The organism is Psychromonas sp. (genome assembly GCF_047632955.1).
GTDB lineage: Bacteria > Pseudomonadota > Gammaproteobacteria > Enterobacterales > Psychromonadaceae > Psychromonas.
The window spans coordinates 38,276-63,314 of sequence record NZ_JBLIED010000012.1; the positions used below are offsets into that span (position 1 = coordinate 38,276).

The following is a 25,039-nucleotide window of genomic DNA, read 5'->3' on the forward strand; positions in this document are numbered from 1 at the left end:
GAGTTTGACCGAGAACTACATTCGTCACAAAAAAACCGATTTGAGGCGGTTTTTGTGGTCTTTATGGGTTAATAGTTGTGCTATTTAACGAAAAGTAACACGCAAACCCACCAGTTTTGGATTTTCTGCTTTAGTTCAGTCTATTCTCGGTCAGGCTCCTAGCGAAGCGAAATTGTAGGTATGGAGATTTGCTTATAGCACCTAATACACTAACTCATACAATCAATAGGGCTTACAATGTCTTCACTTATCATTTCTAAATTTGCATATTTCATAAAAAAATAGAAAGTTGAATCAATAACTTTTAGGAGTCGGGTATTCGAGTCATATGCAAGCACTGGAGGGTTAATTCCTTTGGTACTTTGAAGATCACCAATTTTTTTTAAGGCAGCAGTTAACTGCCCGCCTTTTAAATCTGCCCGTCGATGATGAATCAATACAATTTTTTGCATTAATGCATCTCTGGGAACGCCACCATTTAACCCATCAAAACCTATTTCCAAAAGAGCCTTAACAATATAATAACTCATGAAATACGGTAGTGGTCTATCATCTTGAATTAATGAACCATTCCCTGACGCAATTGCCTCTAAGTTTCTTAAATGACGACCTGAATAGTATTCGGTTTTTTCTAAAATTATTTTATCGACTGCAGATATATCATCAACCAGAGCTGTTTCTGTTTGTTTTACAATGATTCCATTTCCACGGCATGTTCCCTTGAGAAGCTCTTGATAAACTCCCACACTATTAAATGCAGAGTCTATACACTTAGTAATTACATCTTCATGCATTACTATATTTAATTCACTTTCACCTTTACGAGCAATTGCAACAAAATCATCTTTACTCCAAGGCTCAACTGGAACGTCAACAACTCGGTCTTGTAAATCACCATTAAACTGAGCAAGCCGGTTAGCTTCCTTCCACACTCCTAAAATAACGAATTTCACTTTAAGATCTTGAAAAGTTCTTAAATCAAATGCGAACTGCCGTTGCTTCTCTTCTGATAAATAATGAAAGTTTTCTAATATTACAACTTTCTTACAATTGACTTTATTAATAAGGCTAGCGACATCATTAGGTAAACCTAAGTTGAATTCTATTTCTTCATATTGACTTATTGAGTTCTTACTTTCTGTTTCTGATATTTCACCACTAACATTCGATTTAAAAATCATCGCGATTGTTGCCTGAACTTGAGCTTTTAGTCCAACTTTTGTAGCTTTCCCACTTCCCTCAGTAAAGGCGGTCCTTACAGTTACACCCGCATCCCTTAGAATTGATTTATAGATATCTTCTAGTTCAAATTTTGGGGATAAACTAACTACAATATTTTCATTATATTTGATATATTTAGAAACCAGTGCTGTTTTACCTTGCTTCGATGCGCCATAAACAATAACTTGTTTATCTGTTCGTAATGCATCAATTAGTTTGTCATCTACATACTCTCTAATGACATACGATTTCACCTGCTTACCACTTACACCAAATACATCTTCTAATTTAACCAAAATATTAAGCCTTAAATTTCATGAGTAAAGATGGGTTAATCATTATAACCAAGCTGTAGAACGTTTCATTTTCAGCCAGTTGATTTAAAGTAAACAACCAAGGTAATTTATATTTACTTGATATTCAATGGATCATTCCACTTTTAATAAGTAACTGATTAAATTGAGTGGTAAATTGGTTTATTGAGGTGTGTATGGAGGATTATTTGATATTATGGCTTCGCCCTTTACTTAATACAGGCTGTTTATTAACTTATCAATATTATGAACTAAACAATACATTTACCATTGCGTATTCACTTTCTCTTACCCGCGAAGCATGGACTTATTCATGTATTTCCACAAACTCACCTAACATATCACTATAACGTAGAGCTCTTTTAATAAAAGAAATTGGTATAACACCAATATGAGCAGCCTCTATCTCAGGAACAATTTGTTGCCCTGCTTTTGCAATGCTTAGTTTTAACATAACCTCATTCGGAGATAGATAGGCAGTATTCATTTTTTCTTCATCAAGCTCTAACCATATAGTTTCATCCCACCCTGAGCGACACGGAACAAACGTTGCCCAAATCGCGAGATCATACTTATGATTGTACTCTGCCAAATTAAAATGACGAAAATCAAAAAGACTAACTCCTCCTAACGATCTAACAAAAGAAGATGAATTTGTACACCGCTCTTCATCAGGTATATCTGGCTCAGGCTTTATATATTTTGACTCTGATATTTTATTATAACGTTCTGAACTAGTTGAGTGCCAAACCCCCTTTGTTAATTCAATCGGAAAATCAGACTCTTCATCTTGCATTTTTTTCTCCTTATTATTTATTTATGAATTTATGAATTTATTAGTAATACTCTTTTATAAAGTGGTTTCAAATCTATCAGATAAAACAAAAGGTAGGACATACCTTATATTATCTTAAATCATCACACTAAAATAAATATCGCTCTCATCCAAAATAAAAAGAAGATTACATCACAAAAAAAGATGCAGCTAAGGAGTCATGATTATTAGTCTTTCATTTTGCGAGTAAAAAACAAGATAATGCAAAATATAAAGACAGGATCCTATAGTCCCCCCTCTACTGCGTTATCGCCTGTTTATGTAATAACTTCATTACCCTCGCTCTGCCTTGTATAAAGAACCAACAAACTGATGAGTGCATTTTCATAGGCTATTTGGGTTGCAATGCCTCGTTGCTGACGCGTATAAGCTGCGATATTACTTTAATATGAAAATCTCTTTATCTATGAGCAGTTGATGGAAGCAAGGACGGTGTTATAAACTGTTCATAAAATCGCGGTTCAATAACCTAGTCACATTACAATGCCGAGTTCACGCATTAAACAACCGAAGGAACGAACGGCTATGAAAAGTCTTGTTTTGATTGGAGGGGGGCATGCGCACATGATAACCCTGAGTAAATTAGATACCTTTATAGCTAAAGGGTATCAGGTAACCGTCATTCAACCGGCAGACTATCATTATTATAGCGGCATGGGACCCGGAATGCTGGGTGGTACATACGAGCCTGATGATATTCGTTTTTCAACTAAAACACTGGTTGAAAGCAAAGGCGGCAGATTTATCAAAGCACATGCCAGCCGAATCGATCCTGAAAAGCGAATTGTGTATCTACAGGAAAGTGATGAGGAGATTAAATATGATGTTGTCTCTTGTAATGCGGGCTCTTACGTTCCTAAAGATATTGTTGAAGGGGATAGTCATAACGTTTTTACGGCCAAACCTATTGAAGAGCTAAACCGAGCCAAGAAGACCATTATTGGAAAGTTAAAGGATGGCCCTATTTCAATAGCAGTTCTTGGCGGCGGACCTGCTGCCGTTGAGATCGCCGGAAATATTCATCAATTATGTAAAGAAAAAGCATTACACCAACCGCATATACAGCTTTTCAGTGGGCCTGGATTAATGTCCAAGGTAGCCCCTAAAGTACGAAAGCTGGTGCGTAAATTGCTGGTCCGTAAAGGGATTGAAATAATAGAAAAAGGTTATGTTGAAAAAGTCGCTGATGACAAGATTAGCGTAGAAAATGATACTACTTATAGTGCTGATATTATCTTTCCGGCGATAGGTGTTAAGCCGTCGAAAATTTTTGCTCAGTCGGGCCTGGATATTGGTCCTGATGGCGGTTTAAAAGTGAATTCATTTTTACAATCGACCAGCCACACCAATATTTTTGGAGGAGGTGATTGTATCTATTATGCTGATCAGCCACTTAATAAGGTGGGTGTTTATGCGGTGCGTCAAAACCTGGTTTTATATAATAATTTAATGGCAGCACTTGAGGGCAAGCCCTTAGAAATTTTTTCGCCCGGTGGAGATTACCTGTTGATTTATAATCTTGGAGATGGAGAAGGAGTGTTCTCCAAAGGGGTCCTTACCTTCTCGGGTAAAATTGCTTTTATGATTAAAGATTACATCGATAGAAAATTTATAAAACTATTCCAGGTTTTGTAATGAGTTGACAGATATTATAAAAATAAAATAAGTGAAAGAAGAATCTGTCGTCGGTTATTCCTGACGAACGGATATAGATGAAAAAGTGTATTCCCTCAAGGGTAGAATTAACCCTATAAACAGGAATAGCAGCGAATATATTACTGATTAAATCTCTTGACAGAAATACTTCCGATATGACGACAAGAAGGCAATTAAGTCACTTATTTTGTTGGATAATTGCTATTATACCAAGAGAAAAATCAGGCTAAGCACATTAGCTCTCAGCTATCTTAAAATACAGTTTAAGTGAAAAACCAGCACTGTATTTTAAGGAAGTTTAAGGGCCGATGTAAATTGGCTGATTTGCTATTCACGTTGCAATCAAGCAGGGATTTTATTTTGGATAAAGCACAATTTTTTTACCGTACCGCCATATTTACACGCAAAGCGGGCAAAGTCGCGCTGGCTGACATTAATAACCCTACTGACACAACGGAGCTGGAAGAATGGTTTGGTGTCGTTGTCTCACTGGCTGATGGTCAGCACACCATCAAAGAGTTAATTGACCACATGGGTGGCCAGTATCAACAGCCGCCGGAGCGCCTTGAGGAGACTCTTGATTCAGTGATAGAGCGTTTGATCGAGGGTAAAATGATTCAATTGAGTGAAAAAGAAGTAGAGCTTCCTTATTATCTGGCCTCGCCTATTGAGCAATTAGACATAGAAAAAGCTAAAAAACTAATGAAAGAAGATGGCTGTGACATTTAGGACGGCCGCGAACGGCTGAGGCGGATGTTCGGACTAAAATGAATAATCCTCGGACTGAGCCCGAGGATTATTGGATTTACTATTACAGCTTAAAAAGGAAAATAGAGCAAAGATTAAATATAAATATTCTGCTCTGCAAACAACATTTTAACCCCTTCAATATCAGCCTTTTCAACCAAATCTTGAATAAACGCCTGAATCGCCAAATGTGAAGCACGATGAACTAAGTAACCTTTTACTTTATCTTCCACCATTGAATACTCCAATGGTTCGCCTTCAATTTTTCGAGTAATATTTACCACGTGCAATCCATAACGAGACTCCAGCGGCTTATCGCCCAAACCTTCCGGCATTAACATCAACACGCGTTCAAATTCAGGGACTGTTTGACCTTTACTGATTTGACCTAAAGAGCCGCCGGTGGCCTTTGATGGACAAGCCGAATATTGAGTGGCTAAAGCAGCAAACAGCGTGGGATCTTTTTCAAGCTGTTCAATAATATTAAGCGCATTCTTTTTAGCCTCATCACGGCCGGCAATATCATCCTTAGCCGCGGCTAACAAGATATGGTCGACTTCTAATAAGGGTAAAGTCATAAACTTGTCGGGATTATTTTTAAAATAACGCAAACAAGCCTCAGTTGAGGGAGCAGCGCTGGTGACATTTTCAGCCAATAATTTCTGCAGTACTTCTTCTTCATGCTCTTTAGAAACAGTGAATCCTTTGCTTTTGGCTTCATTTAATAATAACTGACGCACCACTAACGCTTGAGCAGCTTGTTGGACAACCACATCAAAATTGGCATTCTGGTGGTATTGTAATTCGCTGGCTAAATCGATTTCCTCTATCTCTACGCCATTAACTTTAATAACGGGTAATGACTTGGAAGGTGCTGGCTGTGCGGGTGCTGAACTACATGAACTCATAATAATTTCTCTTCTTTATTTGGCTCTTTAATTACATCTTCCCTCTATAAGAGGGTCGCTTGGAAAAGCCAGTCACTAAAAATTTAAAAACTGCCTTTACCCTCTTCGATAAAGAGAGGGTAAAGAAGCAAGAGAGGTTATCTTTCTCTAACAACCTGGTAACACCGGCCTAAATACCACACTGGCACGCTGATGATATGGACCAATCTGGTAAATGGGAAAATCAATACCATGGTTAGACCCACAAAAATGTGCAGTTTGTAAATGATATTGACAGATTCAATTGAATCAGCCGCTTGTATGCCGTGGAAAGTGACAATGTTTTGCGCCCAATCGGCTAATAGAATCATCACCGAACCGTCTAAATGAGACGTCGAAATAAAGATAGTCGTCAAACCTAACAGCAGCTGAATTAACAGCAGGAACAAAATCATGATGTCGGATTTTTTTGAGTTGGCACGAACACGCGCATCGGTTAAACGACGATTGATGAGCATCACTAAACCAATCAAGCAGATAAAACCAAAAAATCCACCACTTATCATCGCAAGCAATTGTTTATTAGGGCTTGAAATAAAATGATGATAAATCGATTCCGGTGTTAGCAAGCCAACAAGGTGTCCGGACAAAACAAAAATAACACCAATATGAAACAAGTTACTGGCAAGACGAAAATTTTTGCCGTTTAACAACTGACTTGAATCCGCTTTCCAGGTGTACTGCTCTCTGTCAAAACGAATCCAAGAGGCAACCAAAAAAACAATGACTGCAACGTAGGGATAAACCCCAAACAATAAATTATTTAAATTATTTAAATTAATCATAGCGTTATCCTTATAATCCAGTGACTTGTGCAGCGTCAGCATCAACCCAGTTAATTGGGATCTGTTGAATATTATTGGGATCTAATGAGTTTTTAGAGGTTTTTAATCCGGAGCCTGAACAATCATCGTCAACGGGATTATCAAATTTAATCTCTTTATCTTCCCACTCTTTGTCGATAGCTTCGATGGTGTCATCTCTCTCTTCTTTACTGACGGCTTCAACTATTTCTTCCCGGTCAGCTTGCTCTCCGGAGATATCAATCAAGGCTTCAAATACAGAGGAGTAATAACATTTCCGATCGATTAGGCGCTCGGATAACATCATCATCAGATGACACATATCACCCAACCATTCCTGCGCGAACGTGGCATCCTGCTCGCTTAGAAATTCCAGAAAAAGTGGAATATAATCAGGCAATTGCTCTGAATCATTTTCAAAGCCATTGGATTTATAGACATTCATTAAATCAACCATTGCCTGACCGCGATCACGGGATTCACCATGAACATGTTCAAACATTAATAAAGAAAGTGCACGGCCTCTCTCAAATAATAAGTCGTAACTTTCCTGCGCATCATACAAATCACGGGCGCATAGTTGTTCAATAAAGGTGATTAAATCGCCCTTATTTTTTTTACTCACTAAGTCACTTTTACTCACGATATCAATCATTTCATCGGCGGCGTCAAACAACGCTGCCGAAGGATAGTCGAGTAACCGTGAAATGACTTTTAAAATGGTCATTTTTGGGTAGTCCACAGTGCTATTCTCCTACATTAAAAGTTTTGATAACGTCACGTTTTGCCACTTTTTTAGCACCAAACATATTCACGTCATTATTGCCTGTACTGCAACCATTACCGAAGGTGAAACCGCAGCCGGTTTTTTCATCATAGGCATCGGGCACATTCATTTCACGATGGCCGGTGGGAATAACAAAACGGTCTTCATAGTTGGCAATTGCTAAGTAACGATACATTTCGTCTGCCTGTTTTTTTGAAAGACCAGCTTGTTCAAGCACCTCTAAATCTTCGACACCTTCAACATTTTCAGCACGTTTATAAGCACGCATTGCAAGCAGTCTCTCTAAAGCACGAACAATCGGTTTTTCGTCACCGGCGGTCAATAAATTGGCCAGATATTTAAGCGGAATGCGCAGTGAACGAATATCTGGAATAACGCCTGCCATGCCTAATGTACCTGCATCAACCGCACTTTGAATGGGGCTGAGAGAAGGCACATACCAAACCATGGGTAAGGTACGATATTCAGGGTGTAACGGCAGCGCCAGTTTCCAGTCAACCGCCATTTTATAGACAGGTGATTTTTGTGCCGATGCAATGACATTATCTTCAATACCGTCTTTTTTAGCCTGTGCAATCACTTCCGGATCGTTCGGGTCTAAAAATATTTCTAACTGTTTTTCATAGAGATCGGTGTCCGAGGTTGTTGAAGCCACCTCTTTAATTTTATCGGCATCGTATAAAAGAACGCCTAAATAACGGATACGACCCACGCAGGTTTCGGCGCAAACCGTTGGCATGCCCGCTTCAATTCTTGGATAACAGAAAATACATTTTTCTGATTTTCCAGATTTCCAGTTAAAGTAAATCTTTTTATAAGGGCAACCACTAACACACATCCGCCAGCCGCGACATTTATCCTGATCAATCAGCACAATACCGTCTTCTTCACGCTTATAAATAGCGCCGGAAGGACAGGCTGCAGCACAGGCAGGGTTTAGACAATGTTCACACAAACGCGGCAAATACATCATGAATGTATTTTCAAACTCGCCGTACATCTCTTTTTGCATGTTATCGAAGTTCTTGTCTTTGCTGCGTTTAGCAAATTCAGTCCCGAGAATATCTTCCCAGTTTGGACCCCATTCGATTTTCTCCATGCGCTTGCCGGAAATAACCGAGCGAGGACGGGCAGTAGGCTGATGTTTAACTTCATCGGCCGTATGCAGGTGCTGATAATCGAAATCAAAGGGTTCGTAATAATCATCAATCTCAGGCAGATCCGGATTGGCGAAAATATTTGCTAATACTCGAAATTTTCCGCCGATTTTTGGCTGAATATCACCATTGGATTTTCTTATCCAACCGCCCTTCCATTTATCCTGGTTTTCCCATTCTTTGGGATAACCAATACCGGGTTTAGTTTCAACGTTGTTAAACCAGGCATACTCGACGCCTTCTCGAGACGTCCAAACATTTTTACATGTGATAGAACAAGTATGACACCCGATACATTTATCAAGGTTAAGTACCATTCCAATTTGAGAACGTATTTTCATGTTCTACTCCTTAAGCTTGATCTGGGTTAGTAGGAAGTGCGCGCGGCAGTTTGTCGTTCAGTGCAGGATCTGTGTCCGAACCATCCAACCATTTAATTTTGTCCATTTTTCTTACCACAACCATTTCATCGCGGTTACAACCCACGGTGCCGTAATAGTTAAAGCCCCAAGATTGCTGTGCATAACCACCAATCATGTGCGTCGGTTTCATTACAATTCTGGTTACCGAGTTATGGTGACCACCACGCGTTCCGGTCATTTCACTGCCCGGTACATTTACAATTCTTTCCTGCGCGTGATACATCATCACCATACCCTGCATAACCCGCTGCGAAACGACTGCCCGGCAGGCAAGTGCGCCGTTAGCATTAAACACTTCAACCCAGTCGTTATCTTCAATGTCAGCTTCTTTAGCATCGGTTTCACTTAACCAGATAATCGGGCCGCCACGGGAAAGTGTGAGCATTAATAAATTGTCTGAATAAGTACTGTGAATACCCCATTTTTGATGCGGCGTGATCCAGTTAAGTAATATTTCGGGATTACCGTTACTCTTAGAATCTTTCATCATCTCAACGGTTTTTGTATTTATCGGCGGACGGTAAGAAACAAACTGCTCACCAAATGCCTGCATCCATTTGTGATCCTGATAGAACTGTTGACGACCGGTAATGGTTCTCCATGGAATGTTCTCGTGCACATTGGTATAACCTGCGTTATAGCTGACATGCTCATCTTCAAGTCCGGACCAGGTTGGCGAAGAGATTATTTTTCGTGGCTGCGCTTGAACATCACGGAAACGAATTTTTTCATCTTCTTTAGGTTTAGCTAAATGAGTGTGGTCAATGCCGGTAAACTCACCAATCGATTCCCACGCTTTAACCGCCACACTGCCGTTAGTTTCCGGCGCTAAGGTCAAAATCATTTCGCAGGCTTCAATCGCCGTTTCAAGAACGGGACGACCTTTATTGATACCTTCGTCGGTATGACGGTGATTTAAATCACCTAATAGTTTCATTTCGGTTTTGGCATCCCAGGAAATACCTTTACTGCCGTTACCCAATTTTTCAAGTGCGGGTCCAACCGAGATGAATTTTTTGTAGGTATTCGGGAAATCGCGTTCAACTACCATCATATTAGGTGCGGTTAAGCCGGGGATTAAATCACACTCACCTTTTTTCCAGTCTTTCACATCGAAGGGCTGAGATAATTCACCGGTGGTATCGTGGAGCATAGGCACAGTCACAATATCTTGTTCAACACCTAATTCACCAACGGAGATTTCTGAGAATTTTTTGGCGACGCCTTTGTAAATATCCCAATCGGATTTAGCTTCCCAGGCAGGATCAACCGCAGTGGATAACGGGTGAATAAAGGGATGCATATCGGAAGTATTCAAATCATCTTTTTCATACCAACAAGCCGTTGGTAATATAATGTCTGAATACATACAGGTTGATGACATACGGAAATCTAAGGTGACCACTAAATCTAGTTTACCCGTTGCACCTTCATCCACCCATTCAGCTTCTTCGGGTTTAACACCACCACTTTCACCTAAGTCAGCATTCATCACGCCATTTTTTGCGCCTAATAAATACTTAAGCATGTACTCATGACCTTTACCTGAAGAACCAAGCAGATTTGAACGCCACACAAACATAACACGCGGGAAATTCTCTGGTTGATCCGGCTCTTCGCAGGCAAATTTTAAGTTGCCGCTTTTAAGCTCTTGAACAACATAGTCTTTGGCTTCCATATCAGCGGCAGCCGCATCACGGGTGACCTGCAAAGGATTACGGTTAAGCTGAGGAGCCGAAGGTAACCAGCCCATACGTTCTGCTTTAATATTGTAATCAAGCATATGCTCAGGAAATTCTTCTTTGTCGGCTAAGGGTGACAATATTTCATGCATACTGACTTTTTCATGACGCCATTGCGAAGAGTGATTATAGAAGAAAGAAGTACCATTCATTTGACGTGGAGGACGACACCAATCCAGACCAAAGGCCAGGGGTAACCAACCGGTTTGCGGACGCAATTTTTCCTGTCCCACGTAGTGAGCCCAACCGCCGCCAGATTGACCAATACAACCACACATCATCAGCATGTTGATCAGGCCGCGGTAGTTCATGTCCATGTGATACCAGTGATTCATTGCAGCGCCGACAATAATCATCGCTTTACCGTTAGTTTTATTGGCGGTATCAGCAAATTCACGGGCGATTTTAATCACTTTTTTACGGTCTAAACCGGTGATCTGTTCCTGCCAGGCAGGCGTTCCCGGAGTGACATCATCATAACTTTTAGCAACATTTTCACCACCTAAACCACGATCAAGACCATAGTTGGCCATCATCAGGTCATAAACAGTAGCAACAACTAAATCTTCACCCTTGGCACCCTTAATGGTTTTAGTCGGCACGTTTCTGACTAAAATATTGTCACCATCGGAGGCAGTCCAATATTTGTTACTGTCGTCGGCACAGAAGTTCGGGAAAGCAACCGCAGAGACATCGTTACCAAGGAGTGACAACTGTAGTTTAGTATCCGCACCGTTTTTACCTTCACGGGCTTTAATATTCCACTTGCCTTTTTCGCCCCAACGATAACCAATTGAACCGGTTGGAGAAACCATCTCATCGGAATTCTCATCAATGGCGATGGTTTTCCAGTCAGGATTATTTTCCTGTCCTAAATTATCATTTAAGTCTGACGCCCGTAGGAAACGGGTTGATTTCAATGATTTGTCATCGTGTGTTGCTAAGACAACTAACATCGGAAAATCGGTGGTGGTTCGCACATATTCAGTGAAATATTCACTTGGGTTATCCAAGTGGAATTCACGTAAAATAACATGACCAAATGCCATGCCCAATGCCGCATCGGTACCCTGTTTCGGGTTTAACCATTCATCGGTTAATTTTGAAACTTCAGCGTAATCCGGCGTAATGGAAACGGTTTTGGCACCTTTATATCTTACTTCTGTAAAGAAGTGAGCATCGGGTGTACGTGTTTGAGGAACGTTTGAACCCCAGGCAATAATATAGTTTGAGTTATACCAATCGGCTGATTCCGGCACATCGGTTTGTTCGCCCCAAACTTGAGGAGATGATGGAGGTAAGTCGCAGTACCAGTCATAGAAACTTAGACAAACGCCACCAATTAAAGATAAATAACGAGAGCCGGCGGCATAAGAAACCATGCTCATTGCCGGAATAGGAGAGAAACCAACAATACGGTCCGGACCGTAAGTTTTAGCGGTGTAAACATTTGACGCGGCAATCATTTCATTAACTTCATCCCAGGTCGAACGAACAAAACCACCGAGACCACGTTTAGATTTATAAGATGTCGCTTTTTCTTGGTCTTCAACAATCGATGCCCAGGCGTCTACAGGTCTCATGCTTAAGCGTGCTTCACGCCATAACTTCATTAAAGATTTGCGTATTTTCGGGTATTTTAAACGGTTTGCACTGTATAAATACCATGAATAACTTGCACCACGAGGACAGCCGCGCGGTTCATGGTTGGGTAAATCAGGACGCGTTCTGGGATAATCCGTTTGCTGAGTTTCCCAGGTCACTAAACCATTTTTAACATAAATTTGCCAAGAACAAGATCCTGTACAGTTTACCCCATGGGTAGAGCGTACGATCTTATCGTGTTGCCAGCGTTGGCGGTAACTGTTTTCCCATTCACGGCTTTCATTGGTGGTTTCACCATGTCCGTCTGAGAACTCACCTGTCTTCTTTTTCAAGAACTGTAAGCGATCCAAAAAATGACTCATATTTGTCTCCGTTGACTTATTAATCGACCGCTTAGTAAAAGTCAGTCACCAAATAGCATTTAACACATTTAATTTCTTGATAATTTAAAAAACAACAAAGGTCACAACAGTTACCTTTGTTGTAAAAATAGTTTTTTATGGATTATGGAACTCGGCTCCTTTTCGTAAATAGAACCACCAGTTGACACCAATACAAATCGCATAAAAGGTCGCAAAACCAAATAATGCAACTTCAGGCGTAGTCGCACTGATCTGCTCACCTAACACTTTAGGAATATAAAAAGCGCCGTAGGCGGCAATAGCAGAAGTCCAGCCTAAAACAGGGCCCGCTTGTTCTTTATTAAAGACGATTGAAATTGTTCTGAAAGTTGAACCGTTACCAATACCTGTTGCCGCAAACAAAATTAAAAACAACACCAGAAACTCGACGAAATAATCTTGTGGTGTCGCCGATGCATATGCAGCTTTCATATAATAAGCAACCCCGAGTGCACTGCCAGTCATCACCACGGCACAAACCTGGGTCACTTTTGCGCCGCCCAATCTATCGGCTATCCAGCCGCCCAACGGACGAATCAATGCACCAATAAATGCGCCCATCCAGGCATACATTAAAGCACTTGGACCTTGATCATTAATCACATCATGGGTCATCACACCATTAACCATGATATGTTGATAACCAAAAATAACTTTAATCGCCAGCGGAAATGCGGCGGCAAAACCAATAAAAGAGCCAAAGGTCATGGTATAAATAATACTCATTACCCAGGTGTGGGGGTTGTTGAAAATTTTATATTGGTGTTCTAAATTTTTACCTATTTTGCCGGGCAGAAACTTTAACAACATGACTGTTGCACCGACTACGCAGGCTAAAACAAGCTCCTTAGGAATACCCCAACCTGAACCGTTGACAGCTTCAGGCAGCATTAACCATAAGCCCACGGTAGAAGTGATTAAACCAATCAATAACATGCCGGTAATGATTGAAAATGAAGTCACAGGACCGGGTAAATCAGGGGTTACGTGCGAAGCTTTGAGGTTATTCATTCCCCACCAGCCAATGACCATCAGAGGCACTAAAAATAATAACCACACGTATCCGGCATTATGGATCCAGGTCTCGCTCCCGGCAGGAATTTTACCAATCAGAGTCCCGGAGGTGGTCACCAGAGTCATCGGCTCGCCACCGAACAAACCAAAGGTCATCGCAAGCGGTACCAATATCTGCATCGTAGTGACACCAAAGTTACCTAAACCCGCGTTCAAACCTAAAGCCAGGCCTTGTTTTTTCTTCGGATAAAAGAAACTGATGTTAGACATAGAGGAAGCAAAGTTACCGCCACCCAAACCGGATAATAAAGCCAATATTTGGAAAACCCACAAAGGTGTATTTACATCTTGTAAAGCGATACCCGTACCAACCGCCGGAATAATTAATACCGCGGTGGTAAAAACGATGGTATTACGACCACCCGCAAGACGAATAAAAAAGCTACTGGGTATTCTCAGGGTTGCACCGGTCAATCCGGCAATCGACATTAAAGTGAAGAGTTCCGCTTTTGCGAAGGGGAATCCAATATTTAACATCTGGACGGTGATAATTCCCCAATAAAGCCAGACCGCAAAACCACAAAGTAAGCTAGGAATTGAAATCCAGAGATTTCGGTTGGCCACCTTTTTTCCTTCTGACTCCCAAAACGTCGGGTCTTCTACCTCCCACTTTTCTATATCTGACATTTTATTCTCCGATTTAAGTTAGTTTGTAAATTTGTTACTCATAAAGTATAAAAATACTGCGATGCGAAAATAACAAGTGCAGAAATTACAACCTTGATCCAGATCAGCTCGATTAGCTCAACAAACAACCAAAAAAAACCAAAATACCACTAAAGAGGTATTTTTATTATTTAGTTAACCTGTTGTTTTTATTTTGTTTTTATTGAATTGTTCAGCGGAGGGGGGGTATTTTTTTTGTCCATTAACTATTAAGTGGTATATGCTTGTTTTTAATCAATAACTGACTTTTACTGTGCATTAAACTTTTGAGCATTAGAGCAAATTAAGAAAAAAACTGACTATGAATCATACTGATGAAAATAACGGACAAACGAAAAAAACTTCATCGAGCAGCTCATCACTGGTGGTCAAGACCGGTCGAATACTGGCGGTTATTATTACCTTTAGTTTAATTAGCATGATTTCCTCGATATTCGTTACCTTAGGCCTGAGTGGAGACGCCGAACAAATTAACCATGCCGGCGCGCTGCGAATGCACGCCATGCAGATATCCCGGGCACATTTACTGCAGAGCAGTGATAAACAATCTATTTTAATAAAAGAGATAAAGGCCTTTGACACTAGCCTTAACCATCTGTTTTTAGGTGGAATTACCCGTGCCCATGAAAGTGATTCAATTGGAACTCAATATCAGAAGATCCAGACGTTATGGCTAACGTTTAAAAATCCGCAGCAAAAATCAAGTATCGAAGCCTATGATCAGTTTGTTAATTCGATTGATCAATTAGTCACCCTGCTGCAGTTAGAATCAGAAAAAAAATTAAGCTTTTTGCGTTTAATTCAAGGGCTAGGTCTTTTATCCACCCTCATTATTTCATTGATTGTATTAGTTCGACTTAAGCGCACCATTATTTTACCACTCAGACAACTAGTCAAAGTGGCCAGTGAGCTTGGTAAAGGCCATTTTCATTTAAAAGCAGACTACCAGGAGAATGATGAATTAGGCGTGCTGGCCGCCACCATTAATCAAATGTCGCAGCAATTACAATCCACCTATCAGGATTATGAAGAGCGCGTTTCCATTAAAACTCAAGAACTTATGCGCAGTAATCAATCGTTGCAGGTTTTGTATCATGCAGCCGATAATCTTGCACTAAACGAATTTCACCAAACCGATCAACAAATAATCGAAGAGCTCGAAACAGCGCTCGGTTTTGGTAAAGTTTGTATTGAAAGGCAGTCAACATTTGGCACTATTGAGTGTGTCAATATGGTGAATGGTATTAACGTTTTCTGCCTTGAATGCTTGAATTTTCCGCTTGAAAAATCTAATCAGTTATTCGGACATTTAATTTGGCACTTCCCTAAAAACGAAAACATTAAAGAGTGGCAAAAACAATTATTACAAACCATGGCAGATATTGTCGCCACTGCGATTGAGCTGGAACAAAAACGTAATATTAATGATCGTTTGCTGATCGTTGAAGAGCGCGCGGTGATAGCAAGAGAGTTGCATGATTCGTTAGCCCAATCCTTATCTTATCTTAAAGTGCAAATGAGTCTGCTAACCCGAAAAATGCAAAAGGATGTGGAAAAAGAGCAGATCAGCGAAACCATAGAAGATATTAAACAAGGGTTAAATAGTGCATATCAGCAACTTAGAGAACTGCTCACCACCTTCCGCTTAAAACTGGATGATCCTTCAATTGAAAAAGCATTACAGGGTACGGTGGCAGAATTTAGCGCAAAATGTCAGCATCCGATTAAACTTGAATTCAATTTAGCGCAGAATTTTCTCTCGGCTAATCAGGAAATTCATGTCCTGCAAATTGTCCGCGAAGCATTATCCAATGTACATCAACACGCCAAAGCAAATAATGCCATTGTGTCACTGAGAAAAAACAGCAATAAAGTTCAGGTACAAATATGGGATGACGGACAGGGGATCATAAAAAGTGCCAATGTTCAGGGTCATTTTGGGTTAGGCATTATGAAAGAGAGAGCAAAATCACTCAATACTCTGATTGATTTGCAATCTGATAAAATCAACGGAACTCGTGTATTATTCGAGTTTGAATATCTGCTTTAAAACAGTTAGAGCGGTTGCATAAAAAAGGGCTTGTACAGATGACAATAAGCATTAGCAAAATCATTTTAATTGACGATCACCCGATGCTTAGAAAAGGGGTTGCCCAGTTACTAGGTCTGGAAGATAACCTTCAAGTTGTTGCCGAAGCAAGTTCAGGCGAAGAGGGCATTGCTCTGGCAATAGAGCATCAACCCGCCTTGATTTTACTTGATTTAAATATGAAAGGTTTAAGTGGTATAGACACTTTAAACGCCTTAAAACATGCCGGAATAAAAGCTAAAGTTATTATGTTTAGCGTCTCTGATAATGAAATTGACGTATTACAAGCACTCAAGTTTGGCGCCGATGGTTATCTGTTAAAAGATTCTGAACCCGAGGAGTTAATCGAAAAAATTAATTCTGCATTAAAAGGTGAAATGGTTTTAAGCAGTCCGCTTACGCAAATTTTAATTCGCTCCCTGCAATCACCTTATGTACTCAGTCCATTTGAAAAACTAACCCAGAGAGAAGTTGAAATACTGAAAAAAATTGCCATTGGAAAGAGCAACAAAGCCATTGCTAATACGTTAAATATTACCGAAGGCACGGTTAAAGTTCATGTTAAAAACTTATTGAAAAAATTAGCCTTAAAAACGCGAGTTGAGGCCGCTATTTGGGCCGTGGAGCATAAAGTTTACCAATAGTTATTAACCAGAGTTATTGCAGCTGTGGATAAAATTTTCACCTGAAGCAACACCTGGAACATTTAAGCCGTTGCCGGTTAATCACCGGCAACAGCCTCCTAAGCAAGAACTACCCTGCCACCAGCCAAAGTACCTGATAAGTGCCTAACTCAAGTAATGCGCTTTTGTTAACCTTGGAAGCGGTGAGTAAATCAAGGAGCTTATGCGAAGCCAAAATATCGGTAATTGAAAATGCAACCGATTGACTTTCTTCACTGAAATTACAGATGGCCAGCATTTTCTGGCCATTTTCATGAATTCGGCAATAAGCAAAGAGATGCGCATTATAGGTCTCTAGGATCTCAGTCTCCGCAATCCCAAAGACTTGATGCTGGAGACGAATATCTATCATAGCCTGCAATGATTGATTGACCACAAATTGTGCTGAGTCGGCTTGTTTGGCGAATGCAATATCCTCTTCGCTGATTGCCGGACGATTAACCCAGCGTGCATCCTCTTTTTTACTATGATCATTAAGGTAACTGTAATCATTTAAGATGCCCAGTTCATCGCCTTGATAAATAAGTGGAATACCGCCGATACTCAGATTAATACTGTTCAGCAGACTGATTCGCTTTAACGCAAAATCAATATCACGCTGATTATGTTGCTCAAGCCCTTTCTCCAACCCGGCTAATGAAGCCAGTGATCCGCACACGCGGCAGTCTCCATTAACGGGGTTTTCTTGAAATGGCACTCCCTGCGCAAAAGAGCCTGCAAAACGTCCGGTATAAAAATTATTTAGAAACCGCCGATGGTCAAAACCGTTAATACCCAGTTTCTCAGCGATAGCATCGTCAAAGGTCCAGCCAATATCATCATGGCAACGAATATAATTAACCCAGCTGCAGTGCGCCGAGATGGTAAAACTTTTTGTTAAGGATGCGCTCAGTAACTTCGTTTCCCGGGTTGCCAGCGCTTCCCACATTAAGGCCATCATTAATGGGTTATAGGATAACTGACACTCTTCTTTAGCAATATACTTGGCCACTTGATCGGGATGAACAATGGCTTCGGACTTAAAGACAACCGCAGGCGCGACAATTTGTACGCATAGATTAAAGGCTTGAATAAGCGTATGGGCTTTTGGCAGGTTCTCACAAGGTGTCCATTTTTCTTTCCAGATAAAAGCCAATGCATCCAGACGCAGCCCTTCACAACCAAGGTTCGCCAGAAACAACATCTCAGCGGTAATGGCATTAAAAACCGCAGGATTTGAGTAGTTAAGATCCCATTGGAAACTGTTAAAAGTAGTCCATACCCATTTTCTTTGAGCTTCTAAATAGGTAAAACTGCCACGACGCACGGTCGGGAATATTTCCCGGCAGCTTTGGTTATAGTCATCAACTTCTTGTTTATCTTCAAAAAAGTAATAAAAACCGGCAAACTCCGGATCGCCGGCCTGGGCGGCTTCTGCCCATTTATGTTCATCGGAAGTATGATTAAACACAAAATCCAGCACCAAACTTATCCCCTCAACGGATAACGCATCGGCAAGGGCAAGCAGATCTTTCTCAGTACCCAGTTTAGGGTCCACTTGACGATAGTCAGAAACTGCATAACCACCATCACTATCGCCTTCGGGAGATTTATATAAGGGCATCAAGTGTAAGTAATTAATGCCTAAGGATTTAAGGTAGGGAATTTTTGCTTTTAATTTTTTTAAATCACCGGCAAACAGGTCCACGTAAGCTGCCATGCCGAGCATTTTCTGATCACGGTACCAATCCGGTTTATTAAGTCGTAGTTTGTCTTTTTGTTTGAGTTTTTTCGAGCGGGCAGCAACGCCCGCCGCCAGATGCACCACCAGTTGCTGCAAATGATAAAAGAAATCATATTGTTCACCGTATAAATGATGTAATTTGGCAAATAATGCAGGGAAATTTTTGTCCAGTCGGGATAAAAAAAGCACTGAGTCTTTTTTTGTCAGCTTAGATAAATCAATAAGCGTTAGAATGCGTTTTAAAGTACGCCGACTTTCAAAGAGTAAATCCATATTTATTCTGCTCACCCTAGTAATTAAAATTTATCGCAGCCTGAGTCCCTGCTTCGATAGCCCCTAAAACTCCTCAACATAATGCAAAAAGCAAACAATTTAAATCTGAATCGGCTATAACCTAACCTTTAACCCTATTATTATTCCTGATTGTGACTCACACAACATTGTCATTCACTACCATGCAAACAAGTTAGCAATATAGGTACCCCGCACCAATTAAAGCTAAAAAAAAAAGCATACAGTTAACCACCCTGTATGCTTTTTTGCTTATAGTCTGGCGATAATAAAAGCGCCGATTAGCTATCCGTTATGAAAACTGACTCATGGTATTATTTTCACCCGAGGCCTTCAGCGCCTGATCGCCGGAGAAATACTCTTTATGATCATCGCCCATATTAGAGCCGGACATATCCTGATGTTTTACGCAGGCAAGCCCCTGGCGAATTTCTTGTCTCTGCACGTTTTTAACATAAGCCAGCATGCCCATTTCACCAAAGTAATCTTTGGCCAGATTATCCGTCGACAAAGCCGCGGTATGATAAGTCGGTAAGGTTATCAAGTGATGGAAAATACCCGCTTCTTTGGCCGCATCTTTCTGGAAGTTCTGAATTTTTTGGTCAGCGTAACGGCCTAATTCAGTATCGTCGTAGAGCGGGCTCATCAAATCAGCCCGGCTATAAGATGAAACATCAACATTATCTGCACTCCAGGCATCAAACACCTGCTGTCTGAAGTTTAATGTCCAGTTAAATGAAGGGCTGTTGTTATAAACAAGTTTGGCATTGGGAACCACTTCGCGAATGCGGTTTACCATGCCGGCAATTTGTCCAACGTTAGGCTGCTCTGTTTCAATCCACAATAAATCGGCGCCGTTCTGCAGGGAAGTAATACAATCGAGTACCACCCTGTCTTCACCTGTATCGGGTTTAAAACGTACCAGGCCATTGGCTAAACGGTTGGGTTTGATCAATTCTCCGCCGCGACTCAGTACCATATCACCTGATTTTAACTGCTCTAAAGAGCTCAGTACTTCGCCGTCAATATAGTTATTGTACTGCTCAGCAAGATCCCCCGAAGATTGTGATACTGGGATTTTTTGAGTTAAACCTGCACCCAAAGAGTCGGTGCGCGCAACAATAACACCATCATCCACACCCAACTCCAGAAATGCATAACGTACCGCATTTATTTTGGCCAGAAAGTCTTCATGCGGGACGGTTACTTTGCCATCCTGGTGACCGCACTGTTTGGCATCGGATACCTGGTTTTCAATCTGAATACAGCAGGCGCCCGCTTCAATCATTTTCTTGGCCAACAGATAAGTTGCTTCTTCATTACCAAAACCGGCATCAATATCGGCGATAATAGGCACCACATGTGTTTCAAATTCATTGATTTTCTTTAAAGCCGCCTGCGCTGCAACCTGGTCACCTTTTTCATTAGCGGCATCTAACTCTTTAAATACATGGCCAAGTTCACGGGCATCGGCTTGTTTTAAGAAAGTGTAAAGCTCTTCTATTAACATCGGAACGCTGGTTTTTTCATGCATTGACTGGTCGGGAAGCGGACCAAACTCAGAACGCATTGCCGCAACCATCCAGCCGGAAAGGTACAAATAGGTGCCTTTGGTGGTCGTAAAATGCTTTTTAATAGAGATCATTTTTTGCTGGCCGACAAATCCATGCCAGCAACCGAGAGACTGAGTATAGTTTTTGCTGTCGGTATCATACGCATCCATATCTTCGCGCATGATTGCCGCGGTGTATTTAGCAATATCAATACCTGTTTTAAAGCGGTTTTGTGAACGCAAACGGGCAACATAGTCAGGATTAATCGCTTTCCAAGCATCACCCTGTTGTGCAATAACATTACTAGCGTTGGTTTTTTCAGTATTGTAATTCATGATAAGCCTCTCTCTGTTGTTAAATTCATTAGTGGTAATGTGGATATCCCTAGAAGCAGCTGTTTCTAGTGATTTTTTGCGAACACTCGGTACTCATGTAACAATGGCTCTGTATATCCATTGGGTTGATCTGCTCCTTCAAAAATCAATGCTTGTGCGGCCTGAAATGCATCGTTTATTTCATAATTCGAAGACATTTTCTGGTAACCGGCGACACCTGCATTTTGTTTATCTACAACTTTTGCCATATTGCGCATAATGCGGTTGACCTGATCGACCCTGCATAACCCGTGTTTTAACCAGTTGGCGATATGCTGGCTGGAAATACGCAGGGTGGCGCGATCCTCCATCAATCCGACATTGTTAAGATCGGGCACTTTTGAACAACCGATGCCCATTTCAACCCAGCGCACCACATAACCCAAAATGCCCTGAATATTGTTTGCTAACTCTTTTTCAATCTCTTCCGGGGACAACTGATAATCACTCGGCATGATTGGCAGGGTTAATAAATCACTGAGCTTGGCCGCCGGCCGCTGCGCTATTTTCAGCTGTTCTTTAAAGACATCTACCTGGTGATAATGCAGCGCATGTAAGGTCGCGGCCGTGGGTGACGGCACCCAGGCGGTATTAGCACCGGATAAAGGATGTTGAATTTTATCCTTCATCATTTGTTTCATTTCATCGGGCATCGCCCACATCCCTTTACCAATCTGCGCTTTTCCGGAAAATCCGCAGGCGAGTCCAACATCTACATTGTTATTTTCGTAGGCATCAAACCAGGGCATGGTTTTGATCAGCGCTTTAGGATAAACAGCACCCGCTTCTTTACTGGTATGGATTTCATCACCGGTTCTGTCTAAGAAACCGGTATTAATAAATACCACTCGGGACTTTGCTGCTCGTATACACTCTTTGAGGTTTACCGATGTACGGCGTTCTTCATCCATAATGCCAAGCTTGATGGTATTGGGCTGCAGCTTAAGCATCTTCTCCACGCGGCTGAATAAATCACAGGTGAAAGCCACTTCGTCCGGCCCGTGCATTTTAGGCTTAACAATATAGATGCTGCCGCTGCGGCTATTACGGATCTTATTGTTAGCTGTTTCCTGTAAATCAATACTGCCGATTAACGAGGTAATAACCGCATCAATAATACCTTCGGGAGCATTATTGCCATCATTATCACGGATTAAATCTGTCCCCATTAAGTGGCCGACATTACGCACCATCAGCAATGCCCGTCCGTGAACAACGTAACGTTCGCCCTCTTTATCGATGAACACTTTGTCTGGATTAAGCTGGCGGGTCAGCTGTTGACCGTCTTTGCTGAAAGTGGCGCTTAAATCACCTTTGATTAAACCCAGCCAATTTTTATAGGCTGCCACTTTATCCTCTGCATCCACTGCTGAAATCGAGTCTTCAAAATCCATGATAGTGGTCAGGGCTGATTCGATTTGAATATCATCAATTCCGGAAAGATCTGAACAACCAATTTTCCCGTGACGATCAATCACAATGCCAATATGTAAGCCGTTGTTTTTTAGCAGCAGATAACTTGGGTCGGTTTTCGAACCATCCAATGCAATAAACTGCGAGGGTATTTTCAAGCCGGTTTTACTGCCGTCGGGGAAAAAAGCCAAAAGATGCTGGTAATACACTAAATAACTTAAAACATCATGGTGCGATCCACTCTCGAGCGGAAAAACTTCATCAAGAAAGTCTTTAGCGAGCTTGATGACACGTTGGCCGCGGGCGACATTAAATTTAGCACCGGGTTTTAAGGCACCGGTTTTCTGAATAACATCAGTGCCGTAATAGGCATCGTATAAACTGCCCCATCTAGCATTGGCAGCATTTAATGCAAAGCGTGCATTTTGTACCGGCACGACCAACTGCGGTCCGGCTAATGTGGATATTTCACTGTCCACATTCTGTGTTTCGATGTTAAAGGAGTCACCCTGCTCCACTAAATAGCCGATCTCTTTCAAAAACGACTGGTATTGCTGCGGCTCAAAGTGCTGATGAGACAGATGCCAGTCATCTATCTGCTTCTGCATTGTTTTACGCGTGGCTAATAACTGCGAATTAAGCGGTGCAAAATCTTTAACCAATTTCATTAAGTCAAACCAGAAATCATCGCCATTCAAATTGGTATGTGGCAGTACTTCTTGATTGATGAAATTGTAAAAATTGGCATTAATTTCACTCTGTTTTGGTTGCGGTAGACTCATGGCTGCATTCCTTGTGTTTATTTGACTGCTTACTTGAATGTCATATCACTTGCTGAAATTAAGTAAAAAAGTGATCTGGCTTATATTTCAAACAACTTTTGTTTGTTTTTCATCCTATGGCTAGAAGTCTATACTTAAATTTCTTATAATTTCACAAAGAAAATTACACAGTGTGAATTTTACAAAATGAAAAATTCAAAAACCTTAATCAGAAAATCGCATTTTCTGGGTACTAAGATTCGTAACTTACGGAAAAGAAATCATTTAACACTCGATGATTTATCTTCCCGTTGTGTGAAATTAGAGCCGGAATATGCCCCTTCAGTCTCCTATCTGTCGATGATCGAAAGAGGCAAACGTGTGCCCAGTGAAGAGATGCTGGAAGTCATTGCCACGGTTTTTCAAAAAAATATGCAGTGGTTTTTAGATGACGCCTCGGAGCAATCTGAAATCACCCCCGAGAAAGGCAGTCGTGGTGGCATCAAAGGGATGGCGCTTGAGCCGAGTTTTCTTTTTTCCAATGAAATTCTACAGATAGCCATTCCGGAAATGCTCTCACAAACAGGCACCAGCGGCCGGCAGTTTGCGCACTTACTGATTCGTGCTCATCAGGAACATCACCAGAATCATTTCCCTGATTTAGAGCGTGCGGCAGAAGAAGTGGGCAAAAAACGCATGCCTTTATACGTTGAAGATTTAATGGAAATTGCAGAGCAGCAAGGCTTGAAAATAAGTTGGTTCAGCAAATTACCCGGCGGCCGACAAAGCCCTGCTAATGAAAAATCCAAGCATATGGTGACCTCCTATTTCCAGCCCCCGAACACCGTTTATTTGAACTCTATTCTGAAAAAAAATACTCCCCGCCTCAAATATGAACTTGCAGTGCATATAGCTCACCGTGTTTTACACAATAGTGACGGCGAAAAAAGCATTATGGTGGCGGGTGATAAAACCCAGTATGACGTGCAGAGCTCAGCGCAACATCAGTCCCAATCCAGCAGCCTGGATGCCCAGGATATACTGCACGCCTGGCAAGATTTTGAATGCAGTTTTTTTGCCGCAGCGCTGCTTTGCCCGAAGGTCGCTTTTCGGCAGTTACTGGATCGTCATGGTTATGAAGTTAATGTCTGCAAACTGATAGAGGTATCGGAATCCGTTGTTATGCGCCGCATGACGGCGGTGTCGGCCTATCCGAACTGGCACTATTTTGACGCTTACAGCCCCGGTAAACTGAAGGCGGTTTACCGGGGAAATGGTATCCCGTTACCCTGGGGAAATATGCGCGTGGTAAAAGATCCCTGCCAGCACTGGTCGGTATTTCGCATGCTCGGAATGAGCTCGAAGGGGACTGCCGCGCAAATATCGATACTCAATGAAAACGGCACGCCCAAAATCTACTGCTGTGAATCGATTAAAGTGCAGGATTCGGCCGATGTAAACCATGTTTTGTGTACCGGTATTGATTTGAATCCGGCGATTGATGCACAAGGTCATGATGCGCTGGCTCTGGTCAGAGAACTAAAACAGATTTGTATCGCTAACGGCGGCTCTGCGGCAATCCCCGCCCATATCAAAAAAGTGTTAGTCAGTGTCGCGCGGATTTTAAATATTAATTGGATAGAGCGCGGAATTGCAGGTGAGGCAAGGTTAATCTGTTCCCGGGGAGCGGTGTGTCCGCGCCAGCCGGGTTGTTATACCGAAAAAGCTATTGAGTCTATTTTTGAAAGTAAGCACCTTGAATAACAGCTCGAATG

The 25,039-nt window shown here is 41.5% G+C and carries 16 protein-coding genes; 5 read left to right on the forward strand and 11 right to left on the reverse strand.

Annotation, left to right across the window (positions count from 1 at the left end; genetic code table 11):
- Positions 1 to 209: 209 nt before the first annotated feature.
- The gene (locus ACJAZP_RS09550) at positions 210 to 1,517 is read right to left on the reverse strand and encodes a hypothetical protein (RefSeq protein WP_415230512.1); all 1,308 of its coding nucleotides are present in this window, start codon (positions 1,515 to 1,517) and stop codon (positions 210 to 212) included.
- A 325-nt stretch (positions 1,518 to 1,842) separates the two neighbouring features.
- On the reverse strand, positions 1,843 to 2,331 hold the full coding sequence (locus ACJAZP_RS09555) for a hypothetical protein (RefSeq protein WP_415230513.1): 489 nt from the start codon (positions 2,329 to 2,331) through the stop codon (positions 1,843 to 1,845).
- A gap of 564 nt (positions 2,332 to 2,895) precedes the next feature.
- On the opposite strand from ACJAZP_RS09555, the gene ACJAZP_RS09560 reads away from it, so the two are divergent.
- Both ACJAZP_RS09560 and ACJAZP_RS09565 read left to right on the forward strand, forming a co-directional pair.
- Positions 2,896 to 4,005, forward strand: coding sequence for an NAD(P)/FAD-dependent oxidoreductase (locus tag ACJAZP_RS09560; RefSeq protein ID WP_415230514.1), 1,110 nt, complete (start codon positions 2,896 to 2,898; stop codon positions 4,003 to 4,005).
- Between the two features lie 381 nt (positions 4,006 to 4,386).
- Positions 4,387 to 4,755 (forward strand): hypothetical protein, encoded by a 369-nt coding sequence (locus ACJAZP_RS09565; RefSeq protein ID WP_415230515.1) that lies wholly within the window; start codon positions 4,387 to 4,389, stop codon positions 4,753 to 4,755.
- A 113-nt stretch (positions 4,756 to 4,868) separates the two neighbouring features.
- On the opposite strand, the gene ACJAZP_RS09570 is transcribed toward ACJAZP_RS09565, so the two are convergent.
- The 6 genes from ACJAZP_RS09570 to ACJAZP_RS09595 all read right to left on the reverse strand — a co-directional run bounded on the left by ACJAZP_RS09570 (position 4,869) and on the right by ACJAZP_RS09595 (position 14,338).
- Positions 4,869 to 5,681 carry a peptidylprolyl isomerase gene (locus ACJAZP_RS09570; RefSeq protein ID WP_415230516.1) on the reverse strand — a complete coding sequence of 271 codons (813 nt, stop codon included), beginning with the start codon at positions 5,679 to 5,681 and terminating at the stop codon, positions 4,869 to 4,871.
- 137 nt (positions 5,682 to 5,818) lie between these two features.
- The gene (gene narI / locus ACJAZP_RS09575; protein WP_415230517.1) at positions 5,819 to 6,505 is read right to left on the reverse strand and encodes a respiratory nitrate reductase subunit gamma; all 687 of its coding nucleotides are present in this window, start codon (positions 6,503 to 6,505) and stop codon (positions 5,819 to 5,821) included.
- A gap of 10 nt (positions 6,506 to 6,515) precedes the next feature.
- Positions 6,516 to 7,265, reverse strand: coding sequence for a nitrate reductase molybdenum cofactor assembly chaperone (gene narJ, locus ACJAZP_RS09580; RefSeq protein ID WP_415230518.1), 750 nt, complete (start codon positions 7,263 to 7,265; stop codon positions 6,516 to 6,518).
- Between the two features lie 4 nt (positions 7,266 to 7,269).
- Positions 7,270 to 8,808 (reverse strand): nitrate reductase subunit beta, encoded by a 1,539-nt coding sequence (narH, locus tag ACJAZP_RS09585; RefSeq protein ID WP_415230519.1) that lies wholly within the window; start codon positions 8,806 to 8,808, stop codon positions 7,270 to 7,272.
- A gap of 10 nt (positions 8,809 to 8,818) precedes the next feature.
- Positions 8,819 to 12,598 (reverse strand): nitrate reductase subunit alpha, encoded by a 3,780-nt coding sequence (locus ACJAZP_RS09590; RefSeq protein WP_415230520.1) that lies wholly within the window; start codon positions 12,596 to 12,598, stop codon positions 8,819 to 8,821.
- Between the two features lie 135 nt (positions 12,599 to 12,733).
- Positions 12,734 to 14,338, reverse strand: coding sequence for an MFS transporter (locus ACJAZP_RS09595; RefSeq protein ID WP_415230521.1), 1,605 nt, complete (start codon positions 14,336 to 14,338; stop codon positions 12,734 to 12,736).
- A 340-nt stretch (positions 14,339 to 14,678) separates the two neighbouring features.
- On the opposite strand from ACJAZP_RS09595, the gene ACJAZP_RS09600 reads away from it, so the two are divergent.
- Both ACJAZP_RS09600 and narL read left to right on the forward strand, forming a co-directional pair.
- Entirely contained in the window at positions 14,679 to 16,427 is a 1,749-nt protein-coding gene (locus ACJAZP_RS09600; RefSeq protein WP_415230522.1) for a histidine kinase, read from the forward strand.
- Positions 16,428 to 16,465: 38 nt separating this feature from the next.
- On the forward strand, positions 16,466 to 17,110 hold the full coding sequence (gene narL, locus ACJAZP_RS09605; RefSeq protein ID WP_415230523.1) for a two-component system response regulator NarL: 645 nt from the start codon (positions 16,466 to 16,468) through the stop codon (positions 17,108 to 17,110).
- Between the two features lie 109 nt (positions 17,111 to 17,219).
- On the opposite strand, the gene ACJAZP_RS09610 is transcribed toward narL, so the two are convergent.
- The 3 genes from ACJAZP_RS09610 to ACJAZP_RS09620 form a co-directional block, all read right to left on the reverse strand.
- Positions 17,220 to 19,145, reverse strand: coding sequence for an amylosucrase (locus ACJAZP_RS09610; protein ID WP_415230524.1), 1,926 nt, complete (start codon positions 19,143 to 19,145; stop codon positions 17,220 to 17,222).
- 310 nt (positions 19,146 to 19,455) lie between these two features.
- The gene (locus tag ACJAZP_RS09615) at positions 19,456 to 21,051 is read right to left on the reverse strand and encodes an isocitrate lyase (protein WP_415230525.1); all 1,596 of its coding nucleotides are present in this window, start codon (positions 21,049 to 21,051) and stop codon (positions 19,456 to 19,458) included.
- 65 nt (positions 21,052 to 21,116) lie between these two features.
- Complete coding sequence (locus ACJAZP_RS09620; protein WP_415230526.1) at positions 21,117 to 23,285, reverse strand: malate synthase G; 2,169 nt, start codon at positions 23,283 to 23,285, stop codon at positions 21,117 to 21,119.
- Between the two features lie 186 nt (positions 23,286 to 23,471).
- On the opposite strand from ACJAZP_RS09620, the gene ACJAZP_RS09625 reads away from it, so the two are divergent.
- Entirely contained in the window at positions 23,472 to 25,028 is a 1,557-nt protein-coding gene (locus tag ACJAZP_RS09625) for a DUF3612 domain-containing protein (protein WP_415230527.1), read from the forward strand.
- The last annotated feature ends 11 nt before the right edge of the window (positions 25,029 to 25,039 follow it).